This is a genomic window from Mesorhizobium sp. CA8, assembly GCF_020164955.1.
GTDB lineage: Bacteria > Pseudomonadota > Alphaproteobacteria > Rhizobiales > Rhizobiaceae > Mesorhizobium.
In genome coordinates, this window is sequence record NZ_JAIUHG010000004.1 from 149,249 (window position 1) to 170,571 (window position 21,323).

A 21,323-nucleotide genomic window follows, 5' to 3' on the forward strand; every position below is an offset into this window, starting at 1 on the left:
GCGCCAGCATGGGCCGAACAACGGTGGCACCAGCCTTCAGTCGACGGTGATTTCGATGACGCGCGGCTTGGCCGCCGCCCGCGCGCGCTTCAGCGCCTCCACCAGACCGCCGACCCCGGTCAGGCGCTCGGCCTCAATGCCGTAGGCTTCGGCGAGCTTGCAGAAATCCGGCGGCGCCGGCGAGACGCCGACCGGCTCGACGCCGACATCGAGCATCGAGGTTTCGATCTCGCGATAGCCGCGATTGTTCCATACGACGAAGATCACCGGCGTCTCGGCGTCGAGCGCGGCGCCGATCTCCGGCAAGGTGAACTGGAAGCCGCCATCCCCGGTGAGGCACACCACCGGCGCCTCGGGCACGGCAAGTGCCGCGCCGATCGCCGCCGGCGGACCGTAGCCCAGCGCGCCGAAGCCGGTCGCGGCGTTGAACCAGCCGCCGGGACGGTCGTGGTCGTAATAGAGGTTGGCGGCATAGATCGGCTGGGTCGAATCGCCGACGATGATGGCGCCCGGTAGCGCGTCGCGGATCATCTCCACGGCGCGAACCTGCGCCAGGTATTCGGGCTTCAGCTCGGCCCACGCTGCCCTCCGCGCGGCGGCCGCACGGACTTCGCCGTCCTTCGCCGCAGCATGACCCGGCCCGATTGCCGACAGCAAGGCTTCGATCCCTTCGGCGCAATCGGCCTGGATGCCGACCGTGACCGGCCGGCGCGCGATCTGGTCGGCGCCGATATCGATGCGGATCAGGTTCTTCGGCAGCACAAAGCCGCCATCACCATAGCCGTCATAGTCGGTCGGGCCGAACTCGGTGCCGGCGGCGATCACCAGATCGGCGTCCGCAATCAACGCGCGCACCGCCTTCAGGCTGGGGCTGGCCGGCACGCAAAGCGGATGGCCATGCAGCAGGCCACGCGCATTGGCCGTCTCGACGACGGGCGCGCCAAGCGTCTCGGCCAGGCACCGCAGCGCCGCGTCGGCTTTCCTGGCGCCGCCGCCCGAAAGGATAAGCGGGCGGGTGGCGGTCTTGATCAGCTTCGCCGCTTCGGCGACCGCCGCCGCGTCCGGGGCGGGCGGCGCAGCATTGCTCAGCGCCGCCGCTATGCCGTCGGCGGGCTTGACCATGACATCGGTGGGAATCTCGATATGCACCGGCCCTGGCCGCGCCGACGAAAACAGCGCGAAGGCGCGGGCGAGCGCGCCAGGCAGTTGCCCGGCCTCGGTAATGCGCTCGGAAGACAGCGCCACCTTCTCCATCATGCCGCGTTGGTCGGGCAGTTCATGCAGGAAGCCCAGCCCCTTGCCGAGCGTATCGGTGGCGTTGACGCCGGAGATGATCAGCATGGGCACCGAATCGGCGCGCGCCTGGCCCATGGCGGTGATGGTGTTGGTGAGGCCCGGTCCGGTGATGACGAAGGCGACGCCCGGCCGGCCGCCGGCGCGCGCATAGCCGTCGGCCATGAAGCCGGCGCCCTGCTCGTGGCGCGGCGTGACATGGCGGATATTCGAGCGCGCCAGCCCGCGATAGAGCTCGACCGTATGCACGCCCGGAATGCCGAAAACAGTGTCGACGCCATGCGCCTCGAGCAGCGTGATCAGCGCCTCGCCGATGGTGGTCATTGGTTTCCTCCCTTTAGCTCAAGTGGCCCAAGGCCGAGTTCGGCCTCGACGGCCTTGATGCCGATCGCCGCCAGCTCGCCGGGCGAGAACATCTCGCCGGCCAGGCAGCCTTCGATCCAGAGCCCGTCGATGATCGCGTTGATGGCAATGGCATGATGGCGCAGCTCGGCCGCGTCCGGCTTGCGCCGTTCGGCGGCGAGCACTTCGGCGACAACCGCTTCCACCTCGTTGCGAAAGCCGAGATAGCCTTCGCGATGGGCGCGGGCGAGCGTCGGATCCGCTCCGGCGCGGCCGATGAAGGTCGCCCAGAGCGAGAACACCCGCTGGTCGATGATCGGCGCGTCGAGGTTGGCGGTGACGAAAGCGGCGAGGCGTTGGCGAGGCGAGGCGTCCTCCATGGCCAAAGCCGCTTTCGCCTGCTCGGTCATGCGGCCCATCAATGTCGCATAGGCCTCCTGCAGCAAATCTTCCTTGCCGGGGAAATAATGGCGGATCAGCCCGGCGGTGACGCCGGCACGCAAGGCGATGGTGCGCAAGGTAGCGCCCTCAAGGCCATGTTCCGCCACGCTGTCCAGGGTGGCATCGATCAGATCCTGCCGCCGCCGCTCCTCGCCCTCGCGGCGGAACTTGCGGCGCGCACTCATTGGCGCAGGATCGGCCGCGTCAGGCATGTCGGCCCGCCTTCGCAGGCGATGCAGAGCGCATCCGCCTCGAATATCTCGACCGTGCAGCCGGCGGCTTCCATGGCGGCTTTGGTCTTTGGGAACCCTGCCACGGCAATGACCTTCAACGGGCTGGTCGGCAGCACGTTCAGGCTGAGGCCATTGGAGGCGGCAAACTCTTGCGGGTCGCCTTCGACCAGGCGGATGCCCCGCGCCTTCAGCATCTGGTAGAACGGCGCCGGCAAAAGCGGCGAATAGACCAGGGCGAGGTCGTCGGCCAGCGGGCTGATCACCGACATCAGATGCAGGCACGCCTCTTCGCCCTGCCACAGCGGCAGATCGAAGCCGTAGACCGAAATGCCCAGCGGCGTCAGCAGGTTGGCAACCTGCTGAATGCCCTCTTGGTTGGTGCGCACACCGCGCCCGATCGCCAGCGTGCGGGCATCCACCCATACGCAGTCGCCACCTTCGACTTGGCCGGGAGCCTCGACGCGGCCGAGGATCGGAATGCCCAGCCTTTTGTAGGTTTCCTCATGCAGCGAGGGCTCTTTGGCGCGCAACGGCTTGCCCATGGACAGGATCAGCGCGCCGCGGTCGGTCATCAGCGACGGGTCATGCGTGAACACTGAATCCGAAAGGCCGTCGGCCTTGTCCTCGATCCACTCGATCTCGGCGCCGGAAGCCACCACCAGTTCGGCAAGGGCCGCGTGCTGCGCGGCGGCTTTCGCCGGGTTGAACCCCGGCCCATAGTGCCAGGCAGCCCTGTCGGCGTCGCGCATGGCATTGGCTGCCGAACGCATCAGCACACGCCGCAGCGGCGCCGCCATGGACTGTGATCCGAAAGCGCTCATGGATGCCCTTTTATGCTGAAAAAAATCGAAAAAATTTCATGAGAGGCTATTTATACACTTGCACAACAACGCCGCAAGTGCCGTAATGAGCGGGATTGACGGGCTCGCGCTGTCGGGTCCATGCTGAAGTCTGGAGTGGGCAGGACAGCGTATGTTGATTAGCCGGATGGACGTTCGACGACCTGCCGTCGGCCCAATAGAGGTCACCCGGTGAGCGCGGTGGAAGCTGCCGCAGTCCGATCCGGCGAGGCGCAAAACGGCGCCGCCGAAGCCATCCATGTCGAAAACCTGCATAAGAAGTTCGGCCAGCTGCACGTGCTGAAGGGCGTTTCGCTGTCGGCGCGCGACGGCGAGGTGGTCGCCATCATCGGCGGCTCCGGCTCCGGCAAATCGACGCTTCTGCGTTGCATCAACTGCCTGGAGAACCCGACCAGCGGCATCATTCGGGTCAATGGCGAGGAGATCAAGCTCAAGGCCGACAGCCACGGCCACACCGTTCCGGCCGACCGCAGGCAGATCGAGCGTATCCGCACGCGGCTCGGCATGGTGTTCCAGAATTTCAACCTGTGGAGCCACATGACGCTGATCGAGAACGTCATCGAGGTTCCGGTGCATGTACTGGGCGTCAAGCGAAACGAGGCGATCGCCCAGGCCGAGAAGCTGCTTGCCCGCGTCGGGCTGGCGGAGAAGCGCGACGTCTATCCGGCCTTCCTGTCCGGCGGACAGCAGCAGCGCGCCGCGATCGCCCGGGCGCTGGCGATCAATCCGCGCGTCATGCTGTTCGACGAGCCGACGTCGGCGCTCGATCCCGAGCTGGTCGGCGAGGTGCTGAAGGTGATCGGCGACCTGGCGCGCGAGGGGCGCACCATGGTGCTGGTGACGCATGAAATGAAGTTCGCCCGCGAGGTCGCGACGCATGTCGTCTATCTCTACAACGGGCTGGTCGAGGAAGAAGGTCCGCCGGAACAATTGTTCGGCGCTCCCAAATCCGAAAGGCTCAAACAATTCCTCCGCAATGTCGGCTAGCCGGCATCAGCGGAGCGAAAAACCGGGAACAACAACAAACTGGGAGTCCTGACATGAAGACTGTTCTCAAGACCTTCGCCGCGGCGCTGCTTATCGGCGTCGCAGCGATGGGCGGCGTGGCTAAGGCCGAGCAGGTCAAGATCGGCATCGCCGCCGAACCCTATCCGCCCTTCACCTCGCCCGATGCCAGCGGCAAATGGGTGGGTTGGGAAATCGACTTCGTCAACGCCGTCTGCGCCGAGGAGAAGCTCGACTGCGTCATCACGCCGGTTGCCTGGGACGGCATCATCCCGGCGCTGACCACCAAGAAGATCGACGCCATCGTCTCCTCCATGTCGATCACCGACGAACGCAAGAAGACGATCGACTTCTCGGACAAGTACTACAACACCCCGACCGCGATCATCGGGCCGAAGGACCAGAAATTCGGCGCCACGCCGGACGACCTCAAGGGCAAGGTGATCGGCGTCCAGGTGTCTACGGTGCATGCGGTCTACGCCAAGAAGCACTTCACCGGCGCGCAGGAGATCAAGGAATACCAGACGCAGGACGAAGCCAATAACGATCTGGCCGCCGGCCGTATCGACGCGGTGCAGGCCGACTCGATCGCGCTCGGCGAATTCCTCAAGACCGACCAGGGCAAGGCCTGCTGCGACCTGAAGGGCATGGTGGCCCCGGACGACGAAGTGCTCGGACCGGGCGTTGGCGTCGGCGTCCGCAAGGAAGACACCGCGCTCAAGGAAAAGTTCAACGCCGGCATCAAGGCGATCCGCGCCAACGGCAAGTATGACGAGATCTCGAAGAAATATTTCGACTTCGACATCTATGGCGGCGCCACGCAGTCGAACTGAGCCCTCTCGCACACGAGTGAGGGCATGGCGCGCGCCGTGCCCGACCTTGCCACGCATGCAAGTCGCTGATCCGATGATCAGCGGCTTGCCAGCAATCCGGGGGCGAAGCTGATCGATGCCTTTCTTCCGGCCTCCGCGGCCGGCATCATGGAACTCCTGTCGCCCGTGGCGCCCGGCTGGGGCGGCACGCTGCTTGTCGGGCTGCTGCATTCGATCGAGATCGCCGTAGGCGCCACCTGCCTCGGCCTCATGATCGGCACCGCCGGCGCCTTCGGCAAGCTCTATGGCGGCCCGGTGACGCGCGATCTGCTCGCGGTCTACACGACCATCGTGCGCGCCGTGCCGGAACTGGTGCTGATCCTATTGCTCTATTATGCCGGGACAGATCTCATCAATCAGATGCTGACGGCGATCGGCTACAGCCGTGTCGACATCAGCGGGCTCGCGGCCGGCATTTTCGTGCTGGGTTTCGTGCAGGGCGCCTATTCGACCGAAGTCATCCGCGGCGCTATCCTCGCCATCCCGCAAGGCCAGATCGAGGCCGCCCGCGCCTACGGGATGTCGCCCGGCCTGATGCTGCGGCGCATCACGCTGCCGGCCATGCTGCCCTTCGCCATCCCCGGCCTTGCCAATCTTTGGCTGATCGCCACGAAGGACACCGCGCTGCTTGCCGTCGTCGGCTTCTTCGAACTGACGCTGGCGACGCGCCAGGCGGCCGGCGTCACCAAGGCCTATCTGCTCTTCTACCTTGCGGCCGGCGCGCTCTATCTCGCGCTCACGCTCTTCTCCAACCTGATCATCGGCCGCGTCGAAGCCTGGTCGCGGCGCGGCATGCCCTCCGTCAAGGAGGCGCGCTGATGTCGGCCGAAGCCGTCGCGATAAACATGGCGGCGCGGGCCTCAATCTGGCTCAAGCCGCACCGCATCGTTCTTATCCTGATCGCGTTGGCGCTGGTGCTCTGCGCAGCCTTCTTCATGCGCTGGGACTGGCTGCCGCAATATTGGGAAATGGGCCTGATAGGTCTATGGCGGTCGCTCTGGATCCTCGCCGTCACCTGCGCGCTGGGCTTTGCGCTTGCGGTGCCGCTCGGGCTCGCCCAGGCCGGAGGACCGATCTGGTTCTCGGCGCCGGCAAAAGCCTTCTGCACCATCATCCGGGGAACGCCGCTGCTCCTGCAGCTCTGGCTGCTCTACTACGGCCTCGGCTCGATCTTTCCGCAATATCCGTGGATCCGTGAATCCTGGCTATGGCCGTATCTCAGGCAGGCCTGGCCCTATGCCGTGGTGGCGCTGACCTTTTCCTTCGCCGGCTATGAGGGCGAGGTGATGCGCGGCGCCTTCGCCGGCGTTCCGAGAGGCCAGCTCGAGGCCGCTCGCGCCTTCGGCATGAGCCGCTGGAAAATCTTCCGCCGCATCTGGCTGCCGCAAGCCTTCTACCGGGCGCTGCCGACGCTGACCGGCGAGACGGTGCTGCAGCTGAAGTCGACACCGCTGGTGGCGACGATCAGCGTCATCGATATCTTCGCCGTCTCCTCCAAGGTGCGCCAGGACACCTATCTGACCTACGAGCCTTTGCTGCTCCTGGCGCTGATCTATATGACGATCACCGGCATCCTGGTCTTCGTCTTCAGCCGGATCGAGGCGCGGATTCCGGTCAAGATCGGATAGTAGGGGAGTAGGGGAGTAGGGGAGTAGGGGAGTGTTTAGCCAGGATCCGCATTCACAATTCCACCCCCATTCGTTATTCGCTCCATAATTTCCCCCTACTCCCCTACTCCCCTACTCCCTTAGGACGGCCACGATGCAAATCACCCTCGCCCAGGCAACAGGCCTATGCCGGATGGCGGCGCTTGGCGCCGGCGCCAATGAGGAGGCGGCACAGTCGCTGACCGCCTCGATTATCGCCGCCGAAGCCGAAGGCCTGTCGACGGTGGGGTTGTCGCATTTCATCGACTATCTGGAGGCGCTCGAAGCCGGCCGCATCGACGGCAATGCCGATCCGGTGATCACCCGGCCGGCGCTTGCAGTCTATCTCTCCGACGCGCGCCGCGGTCTTGCCCATACCGGCTTCGACCGCACGATCGACGACCTGGTCAAGGCGGCAAAACTGTTCGGCGTCTCGATCTTCTCGCAGAAGAACGCCTATACGTGCGGGGCGCTCGGCTATTTCACCGGTCGGCTGGCGGAACAGGGGCTGGTGTCCTTCGCCGCCACCAACGGGCCGGCAGTGCTTGCCGGCTCGGGCTCGGTCAAGCCGGTCTATTGCACCAATCCGATGTCCTTTGCGTCGCCCGCCGGCGAGGGGCCGCCGCTGGTCATCGATCAGTCATCGAGCGCCACCGCCTTCGTCAACATCCGCAAAGCGGCCGAGGACGGCAAGAAGATCCCCGAAGGCTGGGCGCTGGATGCCAGCGGCAACCCGACCACCGATCCTGCGGCAGCGATGAAAGGCGCGATGCTTGCCTTTGGCGGCCAGCGCGGCGCCAACATCGCCTTGATGGTCGAAGTGCTGGCCGCAGGCATTTCCGGCGCCAACTGGTCGCTCGACGCGCCCTGGTTCACCGATGGGGTGGAGAGCCCCGGCACCGGCCTTTTCGTTCTGGCCATCGAGCCAAAACTGCTCGACCCGGATTTCGAGCGGCGCATGAAGGACCAGCTCGACCGGCTGCGGCGGCGTTATGGCGTGCATATTCCCGGCCGCTCTCGCGCCGAAGCCGCGGAGAAGGCAAAGGCGCGTGGCATCACCACATCCAGAGCCGTCGTGCAGCGCATTTCGGAATTCGCCGAGCGCTATTCGGCCTGATTTTCGCTGCCCTGTTGCACTTTTCCCGGCCTGGCGCACCCATATCCGGCACTCGACGCCGCGAGCCGCCTTGGCTTTGTCCGGCTCGCGGTTGGCGGTGCTGCGCCAGGCGTTTAGGCGTGGACACTGCCCGGAAAACCCCTGCTTCTTGAGAGCAGCGAAATCAAGCCGACGGCGACTTCCGGTCGCTCTTTGCCTTTGGCGAGAAACGGATTAAGAAACGGCTTCAGCCAAGCATTCGCGCGGAGCCAGTCATGACCGAAATCCTGCAGACCCCCAAGCTCGTCGTCGTCTTCGGCGGCTCGGGCTTCGTCGGTCGCCATGTCGTGCGCGCGCTCGCCAAGCGCGGCTATCGCATCCGGGTCGCCTGCCGGCGGCCCGACCTTGCCGGCCATGTGCAGCCGCTCGGCAATGTCGGCCAGATCCAGCCCGTGCAGGCCAATGTGCGCGTGCGCTGGTCGGTGGACCGCGCCGTGCAGGGCGCCGACCATGTCGTCAACCTGGTCGCCATCCTGCATGAGACCGGGCGCCAGAAATTCGGCGCCGTGCACGATTTCGGCGCGCGCGCCGTCGGTGAGGCCGCGCGCTCGGTCGGCGCCGGCCTCACCCAGATCTCGGCGCTCGGCGCCGATCTCAATTCGCCGTCCGAGTACGCCCGCACCAAGGCGCTGGGCGAAAAGGCGGTATTCGAGACGATTCAGGATGCCGTCATCTTCCGGCCGTCGATCAATTTCGGACCGGAGGACCGCTTCTTCAACCGCTTCGCCGGCATGGCGCGCCTGTCGCCCATCCTGCCGCTGATCGGCGGCGGGCAGAACAAGCTGCAGCCGGTCTATGTCGGCGACGTCGCCGAAGCGATCGCGCGCTCGGTCGACGGCAATGTCAAGGGCGGCCAGATTTATGAACTCGGCGGCCCGCAGGTGCTGACCTTCAAGGAATGCATGGAGGAAATGCTTGCCGTGATCGACCGCAGGCGCCTCCTGGTGCCGGTGCCGTGGTGGGTGGCGAACATCCAGGCGTCGATCCTTCAGCTGCTGCCCAATCCGCTCTTGACCAAGGACCAGGTGCTGCAGTTACGTGAGGACAACGTGGTCTCGGACGAAGCCGTCAAGGCCGCGAGGACGCTTGCCGGGCTGGGCATCCAGCCGCAGGCGATCGCCACCATCCTGCCCAGCTATCTCTGGCGCTTCCGCGCCGCCGGCCAATTCCAGCAGCGCCGGCCGATCGCCGACCGTTAGATCAGGATGACGTTTCGTTGAATCGCCACACTGATCTAACTTTTTGTCAAAGCATGATCTTTTCCGAAAACCGGTTCCCACTTTTCGGGACCATGCTCTAGAAACAGTCTCTACGCCCGCCGGGAGACCTGCATTGGCAGGCCGCCCTGCGGCTGCGTGGTGAGCTTCTGCACCGGCCACGGCCGGGTCTCAGCCGTCACATCGAAGCGGAAGCGTGACAGCAGGATCGCCAGCGCGATGATCGCCTCCTGCATGGCGAAGCTGGCGCCGATGCAGACGCGCGGGCCGGCACCAAAGGGCAGGTACTGGAAGCGATCGATCCGGTCGCGGTTTTCCGGGTGGAAGCGCTCCGGCAGGAAGGCGTCCGGCCTGTCCCAGAGTTTTCTGTGGCGATGCACGACCCAGGGCATCACCAGCACGGCGGCATATTTCGGGATATAGAGACCGTTCCAGGTCTCCGGCTCGATCGGCTCGCGGTTGATCGAGGGCGCCGGCGGATAGAGCCGCAGCGCCTCCTCGAAAGCGGCGCGGGTGAGCGGCATGGCATCCAGCCACTTGGTCGGATCGGGCTCGCGCGCCAGCACGACGTCGATCTCCTGCTCGACCTTGTCGCGCTCCCAGGGCGCCTCGGCGAGGCAATAGATGGTCCAGCCCAGCGCCCGCGCGGTCGTCTCATGGCCGGCGCCGATGAAGGTGATGATGTTGTCCTCGACCTCGGCGCGGGTCAGCCCGTCCGGCCCCTCGGCGCGCAGCAGAAGCGTGAGAAAATCCTGCGGCACGCCGTCGGGATCGCGCTTCAGCCGCTCCTCGCGCATCTTCACTGTGTTGGCCACGATATTGCGGAAATAGGCCATGGTCTTGCGGCCGCGGATGCGGGTTAGCCGCGGCAGCCATTCCGGCGCGCGCAGAAGGTCAAGCGGGTCGACACGGCCCATGGTCTCGAACAGGCGGTCGATCTCCTTGGCGAAGCTGCCGGGCTCGCCGGCGATCTCGCCGGAAAACAGCGTTTCGGCGAGGATGTCGTAGGTGAGCAGCGTCATGTCATGCGCGACATCGGTCATGCCGCCGACCTCGTAGCGGGTGACGAAATCCAGCGTGCGCTTCAGCATCGGCCCGGCGAAGCCGAAGATGTGGCGCGGTGTGAACACCGGCGCCATCGCCTTGCGCGAGCGCCTCCACACCTCGCCTTCGGCGGTCAGCAGCCCGTCGCGCAGGATCGGGCGCAGGATCAGCTGGCGCACAGTCGCCATCTTGTAATTCTTGGCGTTATCGATCAGCACATGGCGGATGAGGCCGGGATCGTTGGCGATGACCAGAGGGCCGCCGATGCCGGTCACCGAGATCCAGGGCTCGTTGTAGGTATGCTCGCCCCACAGCTCGAGCGGATTGCGGTAGACGATGCGCATCATCTCCAGCGTCGAAGGCGGCTTTGTGCGCGGCTTTGGCGCCGGCGGCACGAAAGGGGCGGGCTTGGTGTCCATGAAGCATGCTCCGCTGTCAGCGCCGAATGTAGTGCCCGACAAGACCGGCGTCCATGTGACCGGGCGGCAGCATACGATCGCCACGTCTCGACGGAATGTGACCAGTATCAGCCAATCGCTGCTTGTTACCGGCGGCCGCCTGCGTTAGTCACCAATGGATACCGCCAAGCAGGAGCCCCCCATGAAGCATCGTCTGGACATCATCATCGGCAGCACGCGACCGGGGCGCGCCGGTCCGATCTTCGGCGAATGGCTGGAGGGCTTCGCGCGCGAGCACGGCAAGTTCGAGCCGGTGCTGACCGACATTGCCGCGTTCAACCTGCCGATCCTCGACGAGCCGCACCACCCGCGCCTGCGCAAATATGAGAACGACCATACCAAGGCCTGGTCGAAGGCGATCGACGCCGCCGACGCCTTCGTATTCGTGGCGCCTGAGTACAACTACTTCGTGGCGCCCGCGATCGTGAACGCCATCGACTATCTTATCCATGAATGGCGCTACAAGCCGGCAGCGATCTTCAGCTATGGCGGCGTGTCAGGCGGCCTGCGCGCGGCGCAGGCGCTGAAGCCACTGCTCACCTCCGTCGGCGTCATGCCGATCCCGGAAGGCGTGGCGCTGCCGGCTTATGCGACGCTGCTTGACCAGAACCGCGCATACCATCCCAGCGAACAGGTGCTGGGAGGCGCAAAGACGATGCTCGACGAGTTGTCCCGCTGGAGCGAGGCCCTGAAGACATTGCGGGCCGCCGCATAGGCACGGAAGCCTCCAGTGCGGCACTTGCGAGGCTGCGTATCGGCGCGGCTTTCGCGATCGAATGCCCACCTGCACAGGCCAGCATCCCGCGCCGGCCTGGAAAGACCACTCGCCAAGCCGGCAAAATGGCCGCAAACCTTGGAAAACCAGCCGTTTGCGCCTATATCTAGGACATCAAAACGGCGCGATTCGGGGTGACTTTCCCGCGCCGGACCATCGACATCAATCAGACAGGTATTCATGAGCGACCAGACCGAAAGCGCCATTGGCGTGGAAGCCGAGTACGGCGCCGATTCCATCAAGGTTTTGAAGGGGTTGGATGCCGTGCGCAAGCGTCCAGGCATGTATATCGGCGACACCGATGACGGCTCGGGCCTGCATCACATGGTCTATGAGGTGGTGGACAACGCCATCGATGAGGCGCTGGCGGGCCACGCCGACCTCGTTTCAGTGACGCTCAACCCCGATGGTTCGGTGACCGTAATCGACAATGGCCGCGGCATTCCGACCGATATCCACTCCTCAGAGGGTGTTTCGGCAGCCGAAGTGATCATGACGCAGCTGCATGCCGGCGGCAAATTCGACCAGAACTCCTACAAGGTTTCCGGCGGCCTGCACGGCGTCGGCGTCTCGGTGGTCAACGCGCTTTCCGCATGGCTCAAGCTGAAGATCCGCCGCAACGGCGAAATCTTCGAGATGAGCTTCACGCATGGCAATGCCGACGCGCCGTTGAAGGTGACCGGCACATATGAGCAGAACAAACAGCCCGGCACTTATGAGGGCCGCAGCGGCAGCGAGATTACCTTCTTCCCGTCGGCCGAAACCTTCAGCATGATCGAATTCGATTTCGGCACGTTGGAGCATCGCCTGCGCGAGCTTGCCTTCCTCAATTCCGGCGTGCACATCATCCTGACCGATGCGCGCCATGCCGACCTGGTTCGCCATGAGCTGCACTATGACGGCGGCCTGGAAGAGTTCGTCAAATATCTCGACCGGGTGAAGAAGCCGCTGATCGAGACGCCGATCGCCATCCGCGCCGAGCGCGACGGCATCACCGTCGAGGTCGCGATGTGGTGGAACGACAGCTACCACGAGAATGTGCTGGCCTTCACCAACAACATTCCGCAGCGCGACGGCGGCACGCATCTGGCGGGCTTCCGCGCGGCGCTGACCCGGCAGATCACCGGCTATGGCGAAGCCTCCGGCCAGACCAAGAAGGAAAAGGTGTCGCTGACTGGCGACGATTGCCGCGAAGGCCTGACCGCGGTTTTATCGGTCAAGGTGCCGGACCCGAAATTCTCCTCGCAGACCAAGGACAAGCTGGTCTCGTCCGAGGTGCGCCCGGTGGTGGAGAGCCTAGTCAACGAGGCGCTCGGCACCTGGCTGGAAGAGCATCCGAGCGAAGGCAGGGTCGTGGTCGAGAAGGTGATCCAGGCGGCCGCGGCGCGCGAAGCTGCGCGCAAGGCGCGCGACATCACGCGCAAGAGCACGCTCGGCGTCACCTCGCTGCCCGGCAAGCTCGCCGACTGCCAGGAGCGCGACCCGGCAAAATCGGAAATCTTCATCGTCGAGGGTGACTCGGCCGGCGGCTCCGCCAAGGGCGGTCGCTCGCGCCAGAACCAAGCGATCCTGCCGCTGCGCGGCAAGATCCTCAACGTCGAACGGGCGCGCTTCGACCGCATGCTCTCCTCCGAAATGATCGGCACGCTGATCACCGCGCTCGGCACCTCTATCGGTAAGGACGAGTTCAACGCCGACAAGCTGCGCTACCACAAGATCATCCTGATGACCGACGCCGACGTCGACGGCGCCCACATCCGCACGCTGTTGCTCACCTTCTTCTTCCGGCAGATGCCGGAGCTGATCGAGCGCGGCCATCTCTACATCGCCCAGCCGCCGCTCTACAAAGTGACGCGGGGCAAGAGCTCGCAATATCTCAAGGACGAGAGCGCCTATGAGGAATACCTGATCGAGTCCGGGCTGGATGAGGCCTCGCTGGTGCTCGCCTCCGGCGAGGTGCGGACGGGGCAGGACCTGCGCGCCTCAATCGACGACGCGCTGGCGGTGCGCCAGCTGATCAACGGGCTGCACACACGCTACAACCGCAGCGTCGTCGAGCAGGCGGCGATCGCCGGCGCGCTCAACGCCGATGTGCTTGCCGATCTCGGCCGCGCCAACGCCATGGCGGAGCGCGTCTCCCTGCGTCTCGACATGATCGCCGAGGAAACCGAGCGCGGCTGGACCGGCCGGCTGTCAACCTCCAATGACGGCTCGGGCGGCTATGTCTTCGAGCGTACCGTGCGCGGCGTCAAGGACGTGGTGCAGCTCGATGGCGGGCTGATCAATTCGGCCGATGCGCGCCAGCTCGACCGCTACGCGCCGCGCCTGGCGGAAGTCTATGGCGAACAGCCGAGCTTGCGTCGGAAAGAAACCTCGGAGCTGGTTTCGGGGCCGCTGGCGCTGCTCAACGCGGTGTTCGCCTCCGGCCGCAAGGGTCTCACCATGCAGCGCTACAAGGGCCTCGGCGAGATGAATGCCGAGCAGCTCTGGGAGACCACGCTGGACCCGAATGTGCGCTCGCTGTTGCAGGTCAAGGTCAACGACGCGACGGACGCGGACTCGCTGTTCTCGCGGCTGATGGGCGACGAGGTGGAGCCACGGCGCGAGTTCATCCAGGACAATGCACTGTCGGTGGCCAATCTGGATATTTGAGCGGGGCTCGGCCGACAGTTTCTGCTACAAAAAAGCCCGGCATCCACCGGGCTTTTTTGTTGCAGAAACTGCGGCTGGATCAGTGATCCATCGCCTTGACGATTTCCTCGGTCATCTTCTTGGCGTCGCCGAGCAGCATCATGGTGCCGTCCTTATAGAACAGCGTGTTGTCGATGCCGGCATAGCCGGAGCCGAGCGAGCGCTTGACGAACAGGCAGGTGCGGGCCTTGTCGACGTCGAGGATCGGCATGCCGTAGATCGGCGAGGACTTGTCGTCGCGCGCGGACGGGTTGGTGACGTCGTTGGCGCCGATGACATAGGCGACGTCGGCCTGGGCGAACTCGGAGTTGATGTCCTCCAGCTCGAACACCTCGTCATAGGGCACGTTGGCCTCGGCTAGAAGCACGTTCATGTGGCCGGGCATGCGGCCGGCGACCGGGTGGATGGCGTATTTCACTTCGACGCCGTTGGCCTTGAGCTTGTCGGCCATCTCGCGCAACGCATGCTGCGCCTGGGCGACCGCCATGCCGTAGCCGGGCACGATGATGACCTTCTGCGCGTTCATCATCAGATAAGCCGCGTCGTCGGCCGAGCCCTGCTTGACGGTTCGCTCGATACCGTCGCTGGCCACGGCGGCCGTCTCGCCGCCGAAGCCGCCGAGGATGACCGAGATGAAGCTCCGGTTCATGCCCTTGCACATGATGTAGGACAGGATCGCGCCGGAGGAGCCGACCAGCGCGCCGGTGATGATCAGCGCCAGATTGCCGAGGGTGAAGCCGAGCGCCGCCGCCGCCCAGCCCGAATAGGAATTCAGCATCGACACCACGACCGGCATGTCGGCGCCGCCGATCGGGATGATCAGGAGCACGCCGAGCACCAGCGAAGCGGCGACGATCAGCCAGAATACGAGCTTGGATTCGGTGGTGACGAGCAGCACGATCAGCACCACCAGGGCGACGCCGAGCGCGATGTTGATCAAGTGGCGGGCGCCGATCATGATCGGCTTGCCGGACATGCGGCCGTCGAGCTTGAGGAAGGCGATGACCGAGCCGGTGAATGTGATGGCGCCGATGGCCACACCAAGGCTCATCTCGACCAGCGCCTGGGCGTGGATGTCGCCCGCCGTGCCGATGCCAAAGCTTTCCGGAGCATAGATGGCGGCGGCGGCCACCATGACGGCGGCAAAACCGACGAGCGAGTGGAAGGCGGCGACCAGCTGCGGCATCGAGGTCATGGCGATGCGGCGCGCGGTGACCGCGCCGATGCCGCCGCCGATGGCGAGACCGAGCACGATCAGGCCGAGGCGGCCGGCCGAAGGCAGCGCCAGCGCCAGCGTGGTGGCGATGGCAATGCCCATGCCGATCATGCCGTAGAGATTGCCCTGGCGGCTGGTGGTCGGGTGCGATAGGCCGCGCAGCGCCAGGATGAACAGGATGCCGGAGACGAGATAGAGGAAGGAAGCCAGATTGACGGTCACGTCACTTTTCCTTCTTCTTGTACATGGCGAGCATACGCTGGGTCACCAGGAAGCCGCCGAAGATGTTGACCGAAACCAGCACCAGGGCGACGAAGCCGAAGCCCGCGGCAAGGCCGGAAGCGGCGATGCCGACGGCGAGCAATGCGCCGACGACGATGACCGAGGAGATGGCGTTGGTGACGGCCATCAGCGGCGTGTGCAGCGCCGGCGTCACCGACCAGACGACATAGTAGCCGACGAAGATCGCCAGCACGAAGATGGCAAAGCGGAAGACGAAGGGATCGATGGCGCCGCCCGAAAGCGCATGCGCGGCATTACCGGCAGCCTCGCCTGCGGGCGCGTTGGCCAGGTCTTGCACGGCAAGGCGGACGGCGGCCGTCGCCTGATCGAGCTGGTCGAGGGCTTTCTGCAGCTGTTCCATCACGCGGTCCCTTTCGACTTGGACGAGGGCGACTTGGCTGCGGCGGGTTGCTTCGTCGCAGCCTTCTTCGCGGCAGGTTTTGGCGATGCCTCAGCGACCATGATCGTCGCGGGAATGGCAGCCGGCTCGGTGCGCGGCTCTTCCGTCGCCTTGGCGAAGGCAGGATGCACGACCTTGCCGCCATCGGTCAGCATCGTCGCCTTGACCAACTCGTCGTCGCGCTTGATCGAAAGCTGTTTCGCCGCCTTGTCGACCATCGTCTCGAGGAAGGCATAGAGGTTCTTGGCGTAGAGCAGCGAGGCGGATGCAGCAACACGACCGGGCACGTTGAGATGGCCGACGATCTTGACGCCGTTCTCCGTCGTCACGACCTTGCCGGGCACCGCGCCTTCGACATTGCCGCCGCGCTCCACCGCAAGATCGACGATCACCGAGCCCGGCTTCATCGAGGCGACCATGGCGGCCGAGATGAGCTTCGGCGCCGGCCGTCCAGGGATCAGCGCAGTGGTGATGACGATATCCTGCTTGGCGATGTGCTCGGCGGTCAGCGCCGCCTGCTTGGCCTGGTATTCCTTCGACATTTCCTTGGCGTAGCCGCCGGCCGTCTCGGCCGCCTTGAACTCCTCGTCCTCGACGGCCAGGAATTTTGCGCCGAGCGACTGCACCTGCTCCTTCACCGCCGGGCGCACATCGGTGGCAGTGACGATCGCGCCAAGCCGTCTTGCCGTGGCGATCGCCTGCAGGCCGGCGACGCCGACGCCCATGATGAAGGCCTTCGCCGCCGGCACGGTGCCCGCCGCCGTCATCATCATCGGCAGCGCGCGGTCGTATTCGGCCGCGGCGTCGATCAACGCCTGGTAGCCGGCGAGATTGGCCTGCGAGGACAAAACGTCCATCGACTGGGCGCGGGTGATGCGCGGCATGAACTCCATCGAAAAGGCGGTGACCCCTGCACTGGCGAGCGCAGCAACAGCGGCGTCGTTGCCGTAGGGATCCATGATGGCGATGACGGCGGTGCCGGACTTGTAGCCCTTCAACTCGGCATCCGTCGGCCGGCGCACTTTCAGCACCACATCGGCCTTTTTGGCGTCGGCCGCCGTTCCGATGGCGCCGCCGGCAGCAGCAAAATCCCGGTCCGGGATGCGGGAGCCGAGGCCGGCGCCCTTCTCGACGATCACGTCGAAGCCCAGGCCCACTAGCCGTTTCACCGTCTCCGGCGAGGCCGCGACGCGCGGCTCGTTCGGGTCAACCTCACGAGGGATGAATACTGTTTGTCCCACCGGATTATCCTTTCGGCTGGAACCTTGATGCGCAAGGCGTCGGCCGGGACGTCCGGTGACGTCAAGTGCAATTGGCTTGGGAAATCTACCGCAGAATGAGAGCGCCGACGGCCATGATCAGGATGAACAGGATGGTCGCCGAAAAGAAGCCGCCGACGAAGAAGCCGAAGGCCATTGCAATAAGGATGGCTGCACAGACCAGCGAGCCGTATTTGGCCAGGCCGAGGAAGGCCTTGTAGGTACGATCGTGCTCGGCATAGTCCATTTGCGCGCCAAGCTCGACAGGACCGGTCGGCGAGTGATCAGCCATGGAAGTACCCCTTCGAAAATGCCTTTGAGGCACATAGCGAAAAGCCGAACCAAGAGCAATGGCGCTATTGCCGCACAGCCTGCGACAACAGCCTCAAACGAATGTTGAAATTGAACGCCGTGGCTTCGTCCGCGCGGCGAGTGGGATTTCAGCCGGCGAGATGGGGAAAAAGGCCGAGCAGGCCGACAACGATCAGGTAAAGCGCGACGATGTAGTTGAGGAGCCGCGGCATCACCAGGATCAGCACGCCGGCGATCAGCGAGATCAGCGGCGTCAGCGCGAGCGAGTGGATGGTCATGTCGGGGATCCTTTCATTCGGCAGGCAATCGCCCGTCAGGCGGGCTGCGGAGCGGATAACGGCGCAGCCGGTGAAAGGTTCATGGCCTGCGTTCAGGCCGCGGCGCGATAGTATTTCGCCGTCGGCAGAATGGTGAGGGGCGTCAGCCGGTTTATGGCCGGATTACCGAACATCATCCGCTGCTCCATTGGCGTCGATCTGAAGAACGGCAATCGTTTGAGCGTCAGGCGCATGTTTTCTCCTGCCGGGATTTCGAACAGTGCGAGCGGGGGAAGAACGCCCGGAAATACTTTACCCTCTGTCCTCTGCACGGCCTGAAAGTAACGAACGTAAAAAGCGGAATGCTCCATCTTGACCGGCGTCAGCACCGAGTCCTGGCCAAAATAACAAGAGGCGACCATGGCAATCCTGAGTGTCAGGAAAGGTATCACTCCGGGCGACGGTGCGCTGGCAGGATCGGCTGCGAACCGGGTTCCATCGATGAAGGTTTCTCCGCGCGCAAGCCGCTCCTTCAATATTTCCGGATAGGCATCGACGGAGGGCGAGCACGGACACTCGCTGGTAATATAATGGAAGCGCAGTGTGCTGACCAATTGGCCATAGCAATAGACACCGAACCGGTAGGCGTTGGGCAGATTATCCCAGCGATCCTCGAACATACCGCTCGCGATCGGACCACACATACCTGAGCGCCGATAGGAGTTGTAGCGGAGCCGGTAGATCGCCTCCTGATCTTCACCCCCGGTGATGAGACGATATTCGACATGATCCAGTAGTTGCATCATGGATCGGTTGAGCACCGAGTCGATTCTAGCGCTGGCGTCGACCGACGCGCTCTTTCTAGCAACAACCATAGTCCGTCCTCGAATTCCGCTTATAAATAGGCTATTCGAGTTGAAATGAGACACAAGCTGAAAATTCGATATCGCGGATTTACCGGTTGTTAACCTTAATGCCGTGAATCGTTCGTCGATCTTTCATGCGAAAAAAGCAGGATCGTGCAGCCGAGGGGTGTCTGATCCGAACTGGCGGCGATCATCATGGTGATTCTGAAAACAGGTGTCGCGCGCACCAGGACGTGGCGGATTTAGACAGCGCCCGGCTGTCATCCTTTCATTGGATGAACATTCGACCTGTTTTTTGAACGCATTTCCAGGTGAGACACACTCCGCACCTTTCCTGGAATTGCGTTCAGCTGGCTGTTCGTTTGCCGGCGATATACAAATCCGCGGCAAACGGCCACGTGACACTCGACATCGTCTCGATGCCCGACGCGCTGAGCGCGGCGCCGAAGAGGAAGCCCTGCACGAAGTCCGGCTTGACCAGATGGACCAGCGTCTTCAGTTGCTCGAAGGTTTCGACCCCTTCGATGGTGACGGAAAGGCCCAGCGTCCGGGACAGGCCGACGATCCCCTTCAGGAGATCGAGCGACTGCCGGTTCTGGTTCAAATCGACCAGGAACGAGCGATCGATCTTGATCTTGTCGAGCGGCAGCTTGTGCAAATAGCTGAGGCTGGAATAGCCGGTGCCGAAATCGTCGAGCGCGATCCGCGCGCCGAGCGCCTTCAGTTCCTCGATCGACTCGCGCGTCAGCGACTTGTCGTCCAGCAACGCGGTCTCGGTGACCTCGATTTCGAGCCGATGCGCTGCAAGGCCCGACTTGGCCAAGGCGGCGCTGACCTTCTGGACGATATCGCGATTGCGGAAGTCCTTGGCCGATAGATTGACCGACACGCTGGTCTGGGCCGGCCATTTGGCGCATTCGGCGCACGCGGCCTCCAGCACGAAAGTACTGATCTCGGAAACGATGCCCATCTCCTCGGCGAGCGGGATGAAGACGCTGGGCGAGATTGGGCCGAGGTCGGGATGATCCCAGCGGCAGAGCGCCTCGCAACTGGCGATGCGCATGGTGCTGACAGCCACGATCGGCTGGTAGACGACGCGCAATTCCCTGGCCTGCACGGCATTGCGCAGGTCGGCCTTCATCAGCTGGCGATTGCGGAAGGCGGCATCCATGGCCGCCTCGAACAGCCGCCAGCTGTTCTTGCCGAGTTCCTTGGCCTTGTAGAGGGCAAGGTCCGCCTTGACGATCATGGCGTCCGCGTCGGTGTCCTTGACCCTGGAAAGCACCGCGCCGCCGCTGCTCTGGATGCGCAAGCCGTGACCGGCGACGTCCACCTCGCCCTGCAGATCTGCGAAGATCTGGTCGAGCAGGGTGCTGAGATGGCTCTCGTCCTCGACGCGATCGAAGAAGATCATGAACTCGTCGCCGCCGAAGCGGCTGACGGTGATGCCCGGTCCGGCAATCGCCGCGAGGCGCTCGGCGACGGCATAGATCAGCCCGTCGCCGACGGGATGGCCGAGCGTGTCGTTGACGCTCTTGAAGTCGTCGAGGTCGAGCACCGCGAGGCCGCACAGGCGGTCCTGGTCGCCGGAGGCCATGGCCTCGCCGACCAGCTCGTGGAAATAGGCGCGGTTCGGCAGGCCGGTCAAATTGTCGTAGCGCGCCATGAAGCGGATCTTTTCCTCCGCCTCGACGCGGGCCGTCACATCCTCGAAGGTGATGACGCCCAGTTCCTGGCTGCCTTCGCGGGCGGAGAATTCGTAGTGCTGGCCATTAGCGAGAGAGACCAGCACCTTGCGGTCGCGGCCCTCCCGTAAGGCGCGCGTCAGCTGCGCCTCGATGTAGCGGCAGTCTTTCGGCGCCAGCATGCCGCCGGCGACACCGCGCATCAAAAGGCCGTGGATCGAGCGTCCGAGCAAGGCATCGCCCGATTTCAGCGACATCAGGCGGGCGGCTTCGGCATTGGCCACCGCGACGCGCCCGTCGGGTCCCAGCATGACCAGGCCATGCGACATGGTGTTGAGCGCGCGATCGAACCGGCGCGTCAGTTTCCTGGCCTGCTTGTGGCCGATGACCGCGGAGAAGAGCACGTTGCGGACATGGTCGGCGCTGCTGATGGTGACGAACGTCAGCGGGATGATCATCAAGCCGAGGACGACAGAAGGCATATCCAAGCGCAGGATGAGCGCAAGAGCCGCAGGCCCGACGAGGGTCAAGGAAAAAATCTGGACCATGCGCATGGACCCGTAGCTTCGTCCGACAACCGTTACCAGGGTCGTCAACGACAACGATACCGACGCCAGTTCAGCAAATTGATCAGGACGCAGATAGATCGACACGAAGCAGAATGACCCCAATGCGAGGCCCTGCGCGCTGCCTTTGAGAATGTAATTGCGCTCTATCGCTTCTGCCTCTGCGACACTTGCTATGGTGCCGCCCGCTCTATGGAAGCCTTGGATGCTGAAGTACCGCCAGAGGCTGGCCGATAGCAGAACGAAAGCCAACGCCAAATAAAGCAGATCCTGCGTGCGCAGGTAGACCATGAAACCGAGAATCCAGTAGCATACGCCGCCGATCGCCACCATGCCGGCGTTGTCGAACAATGCCCGCACGAACTGGATATAGACATCCGCCGGGATGTTCTCGGTCTTTGTTCTGCCCATGTCGCTGGCCCAACACTACGCCCTCTAATGCCACGC

General features: G+C 64.2%; 19 protein-coding genes. 8 read left to right on the forward strand and 11 right to left on the reverse strand.

Features of this window, described 5'->3' with window-relative positions:
- Positions 1-36: 36 nt before the first annotated feature.
- Genes LB553_RS06560 through LB553_RS06570 form a run of 3 tightly spaced genes read right to left on the reverse strand, consistent with a single transcriptional unit; the run spans position 37 to position 3,130 of the window.
- A complete protein-coding gene (locus LB553_RS06560; protein WP_224511700.1) occupies positions 37-1,617 on the reverse strand; it encodes a 5-guanidino-2-oxopentanoate decarboxylase in 1,581 nt (526 codons plus the stop codon).
- Positions 1,614-2,288: a TetR family transcriptional regulator C-terminal domain-containing protein gene (locus LB553_RS06565; protein ID WP_224511701.1), complete on the reverse strand. Its 675-nt coding sequence runs from the start codon at positions 2,286-2,288 to the stop codon at positions 1,614-1,616. The genes LB553_RS06560 and LB553_RS06565 overlap by 4 nt, the downstream gene beginning before the upstream one ends.
- A complete protein-coding gene (locus tag LB553_RS06570; protein ID WP_224511703.1) occupies positions 2,258-3,130 on the reverse strand; it encodes a dimethylarginine dimethylaminohydrolase family protein in 873 nt (290 codons plus the stop codon). The genes LB553_RS06565 and LB553_RS06570 overlap by 31 nt, the downstream gene beginning before the upstream one ends.
- Before the next feature lie 210 nt (positions 3,131-3,340).
- Between LB553_RS06570 and LB553_RS06575 the strand changes: the two genes are divergently transcribed.
- The 6 genes from LB553_RS06575 (at position 3,341) to LB553_RS06600 (ending at position 9,047) form a co-directional block, all read left to right on the forward strand.
- The gene (locus tag LB553_RS06575; protein WP_318011479.1) at positions 3,341-4,156 is read left to right on the forward strand and encodes an ABC transporter ATP-binding protein; all 816 of its coding nucleotides are present in this window, start codon (positions 3,341-3,343) and stop codon (positions 4,154-4,156) included.
- A gap of 53 nt (positions 4,157-4,209) precedes the next feature.
- Complete coding sequence (locus tag LB553_RS06580; protein WP_224511705.1) at positions 4,210-5,007, forward strand: transporter substrate-binding domain-containing protein; 798 nt, start codon at positions 4,210-4,212, stop codon at positions 5,005-5,007.
- A 147-nt stretch (positions 5,008-5,154) separates the two neighbouring features.
- The gene (locus tag LB553_RS06585) at positions 5,155-5,865 is read left to right on the forward strand and encodes an ABC transporter permease (protein WP_224511707.1); all 711 of its coding nucleotides are present in this window, start codon (positions 5,155-5,157) and stop codon (positions 5,863-5,865) included.
- The gene (locus LB553_RS06590) at positions 5,865-6,674 is read left to right on the forward strand and encodes an ABC transporter permease (RefSeq protein ID WP_224511708.1); all 810 of its coding nucleotides are present in this window, start codon (positions 5,865-5,867) and stop codon (positions 6,672-6,674) included. Before LB553_RS06585 ends, LB553_RS06590 begins: the two co-directional genes overlap by 1 nt.
- A gap of 133 nt (positions 6,675-6,807) precedes the next feature.
- The gene (locus LB553_RS06595) at positions 6,808-7,809 is read left to right on the forward strand and encodes an Ldh family oxidoreductase (protein ID WP_224511710.1); all 1,002 of its coding nucleotides are present in this window, start codon (positions 6,808-6,810) and stop codon (positions 7,807-7,809) included.
- 254 nt (positions 7,810-8,063) lie between these two features.
- Entirely contained in the window at positions 8,064-9,047 is a 984-nt protein-coding gene (locus LB553_RS06600) for a complex I NDUFA9 subunit family protein (RefSeq protein WP_224511712.1), read from the forward strand.
- Between the two features lie 110 nt (positions 9,048-9,157).
- Here LB553_RS06600 and LB553_RS06605 read toward each other — a convergent pair whose 3' ends face one another.
- The gene (locus LB553_RS06605) at positions 9,158-10,528 is read right to left on the reverse strand and encodes a cytochrome P450 (protein ID WP_224511714.1); all 1,371 of its coding nucleotides are present in this window, start codon (positions 10,526-10,528) and stop codon (positions 9,158-9,160) included.
- Between the two features lie 181 nt (positions 10,529-10,709).
- Between LB553_RS06605 and LB553_RS06610 the strand changes: the two genes are divergently transcribed.
- Both LB553_RS06610 and gyrB read left to right on the forward strand, forming a co-directional pair.
- Positions 10,710-11,282 (forward strand): NADPH-dependent FMN reductase, encoded by a 573-nt coding sequence (locus LB553_RS06610; RefSeq protein WP_224511715.1) that lies wholly within the window; start codon positions 10,710-10,712, stop codon positions 11,280-11,282.
- A 240-nt stretch (positions 11,283-11,522) separates the two neighbouring features.
- Complete coding sequence (gyrB, locus tag LB553_RS06615; RefSeq protein WP_224511717.1) at positions 11,523-13,994, forward strand: DNA topoisomerase (ATP-hydrolyzing) subunit B; 2,472 nt, start codon at positions 11,523-11,525, stop codon at positions 13,992-13,994.
- Between the two features lie 79 nt (positions 13,995-14,073).
- Here the strand turns inward: gyrB and LB553_RS06620 are convergent, their stop codons facing one another.
- The 7 genes from LB553_RS06620 to LB553_RS06650 all read right to left on the reverse strand — a co-directional run bounded on the left by LB553_RS06620 (position 14,074) and on the right by LB553_RS06650 (position 21,287).
- Complete coding sequence (locus tag LB553_RS06620; protein WP_224511720.1) at positions 14,074-15,471, reverse strand: NAD(P)(+) transhydrogenase (Re/Si-specific) subunit beta; 1,398 nt, start codon at positions 15,469-15,471, stop codon at positions 14,074-14,076.
- A 1-nt stretch (position 15,472) separates the two neighbouring features.
- Positions 15,473-15,892, reverse strand: a complete 420-nt coding sequence (locus tag LB553_RS06625; RefSeq protein WP_140545871.1) for an NAD(P) transhydrogenase subunit alpha — start codon at positions 15,890-15,892, stop codon at positions 15,473-15,475.
- Positions 15,892-17,172 carry a Re/Si-specific NAD(P)(+) transhydrogenase subunit alpha gene (locus LB553_RS06630; RefSeq protein ID WP_224511724.1) on the reverse strand — a complete coding sequence of 427 codons (1,281 nt, stop codon included), beginning with the start codon at positions 17,170-17,172 and terminating at the stop codon, positions 15,892-15,894. Before LB553_RS06630 ends, LB553_RS06625 begins: the two co-directional genes overlap by 1 nt.
- A gap of 85 nt (positions 17,173-17,257) precedes the next feature.
- Positions 17,258-17,482, reverse strand: a complete 225-nt coding sequence (locus LB553_RS06635) for an aa3-type cytochrome c oxidase subunit IV (protein WP_041000220.1) — start codon at positions 17,480-17,482, stop codon at positions 17,258-17,260.
- A gap of 148 nt (positions 17,483-17,630) precedes the next feature.
- Positions 17,631-17,780: a DUF3096 domain-containing protein gene (locus LB553_RS06640; RefSeq protein WP_023729728.1), complete on the reverse strand. Its 150-nt coding sequence runs from the start codon at positions 17,778-17,780 to the stop codon at positions 17,631-17,633.
- A gap of 92 nt (positions 17,781-17,872) precedes the next feature.
- Positions 17,873-18,565, reverse strand: coding sequence for an N-acyl amino acid synthase FeeM domain-containing protein (locus LB553_RS06645; RefSeq protein ID WP_224511727.1), 693 nt, complete (start codon positions 18,563-18,565; stop codon positions 17,873-17,875).
- Between the two features lie 406 nt (positions 18,566-18,971).
- The gene (locus tag LB553_RS06650; protein ID WP_224511729.1) at positions 18,972-21,287 is read right to left on the reverse strand and encodes a putative bifunctional diguanylate cyclase/phosphodiesterase; all 2,316 of its coding nucleotides are present in this window, start codon (positions 21,285-21,287) and stop codon (positions 18,972-18,974) included.
- Positions 21,288-21,323: the final 36 nt, after the last annotated feature.

What these genes read in the sequence shown, in the direction of transcription:
- LB553_RS06560 (WP_224511700.1), bottom strand. Translation starts at nt 1,617, where the DNA reads ATGACCACCATCGGCGAGGCGCTGATCACGCTGCTCGAGGCGCATGGC.
- LB553_RS06565 (WP_224511701.1), bottom strand. Translation starts at nt 2,288, where the DNA reads ATGCCTGACGCGGCCGATCCTGCGCCAATGAGTGCGCGCCGCAAGTTC.
- LB553_RS06570 (WP_224511703.1), bottom strand. Translation starts at nt 3,130, where the DNA reads ATGAGCGCTTTCGGATCACAGTCCATGGCGGCGCCGCTGCGGCGTGTG.
- LB553_RS06580 (WP_224511705.1), top strand. Translation starts at nt 4,210, where the DNA reads ATGAAGACTGTTCTCAAGACCTTCGCCGCGGCGCTGCTTATCGGCGTC.
- LB553_RS06585 (WP_224511707.1), top strand. Translation starts at nt 5,155, where the DNA reads ATGGAACTCCTGTCGCCCGTGGCGCCCGGCTGGGGCGGCACGCTGCTT.
- LB553_RS06590 (WP_224511708.1), top strand. Translation starts at nt 5,865, where the DNA reads ATGTCGGCCGAAGCCGTCGCGATAAACATGGCGGCGCGGGCCTCAATC.
- LB553_RS06595 (WP_224511710.1), top strand. Translation starts at nt 6,808, where the DNA reads ATGCAAATCACCCTCGCCCAGGCAACAGGCCTATGCCGGATGGCGGCG.
- LB553_RS06600 (WP_224511712.1), top strand. Translation starts at nt 8,064, where the DNA reads ATGACCGAAATCCTGCAGACCCCCAAGCTCGTCGTCGTCTTCGGCGGC.
- LB553_RS06605 (WP_224511714.1), bottom strand. Translation starts at nt 10,528, where the DNA reads ATGGACACCAAGCCCGCCCCTTTCGTGCCGCCGGCGCCAAAGCCGCGC.
- LB553_RS06610 (WP_224511715.1), top strand. Translation starts at nt 10,710, where the DNA reads ATGAAGCATCGTCTGGACATCATCATCGGCAGCACGCGACCGGGGCGC.
- gyrB (WP_224511717.1), top strand. Translation starts at nt 11,523, where the DNA reads ATGAGCGACCAGACCGAAAGCGCCATTGGCGTGGAAGCCGAGTACGGC.
- LB553_RS06625 (WP_140545871.1), bottom strand. Translation starts at nt 15,892, where the DNA reads ATGGAACAGCTGCAGAAAGCCCTCGACCAGCTCGATCAGGCGACGGCC.
- LB553_RS06635 (WP_041000220.1), bottom strand. Translation starts at nt 17,482, where the DNA reads ATGGCTGATCACTCGCCGACCGGTCCTGTCGAGCTTGGCGCGCAAATG.
- LB553_RS06640 (WP_023729728.1), bottom strand. Translation starts at nt 17,780, where the DNA reads ATGACCATCCACTCGCTCGCGCTGACGCCGCTGATCTCGCTGATCGCC.
- LB553_RS06645 (WP_224511727.1), bottom strand. Translation starts at nt 18,565, where the DNA reads ATGATGCAACTACTGGATCATGTCGAATATCGTCTCATCACCGGGGGT.
- LB553_RS06650 (WP_224511729.1), bottom strand. Translation starts at nt 21,287, where the DNA reads ATGGGCAGAACAAAGACCGAGAACATCCCGGCGGATGTCTATATCCAG.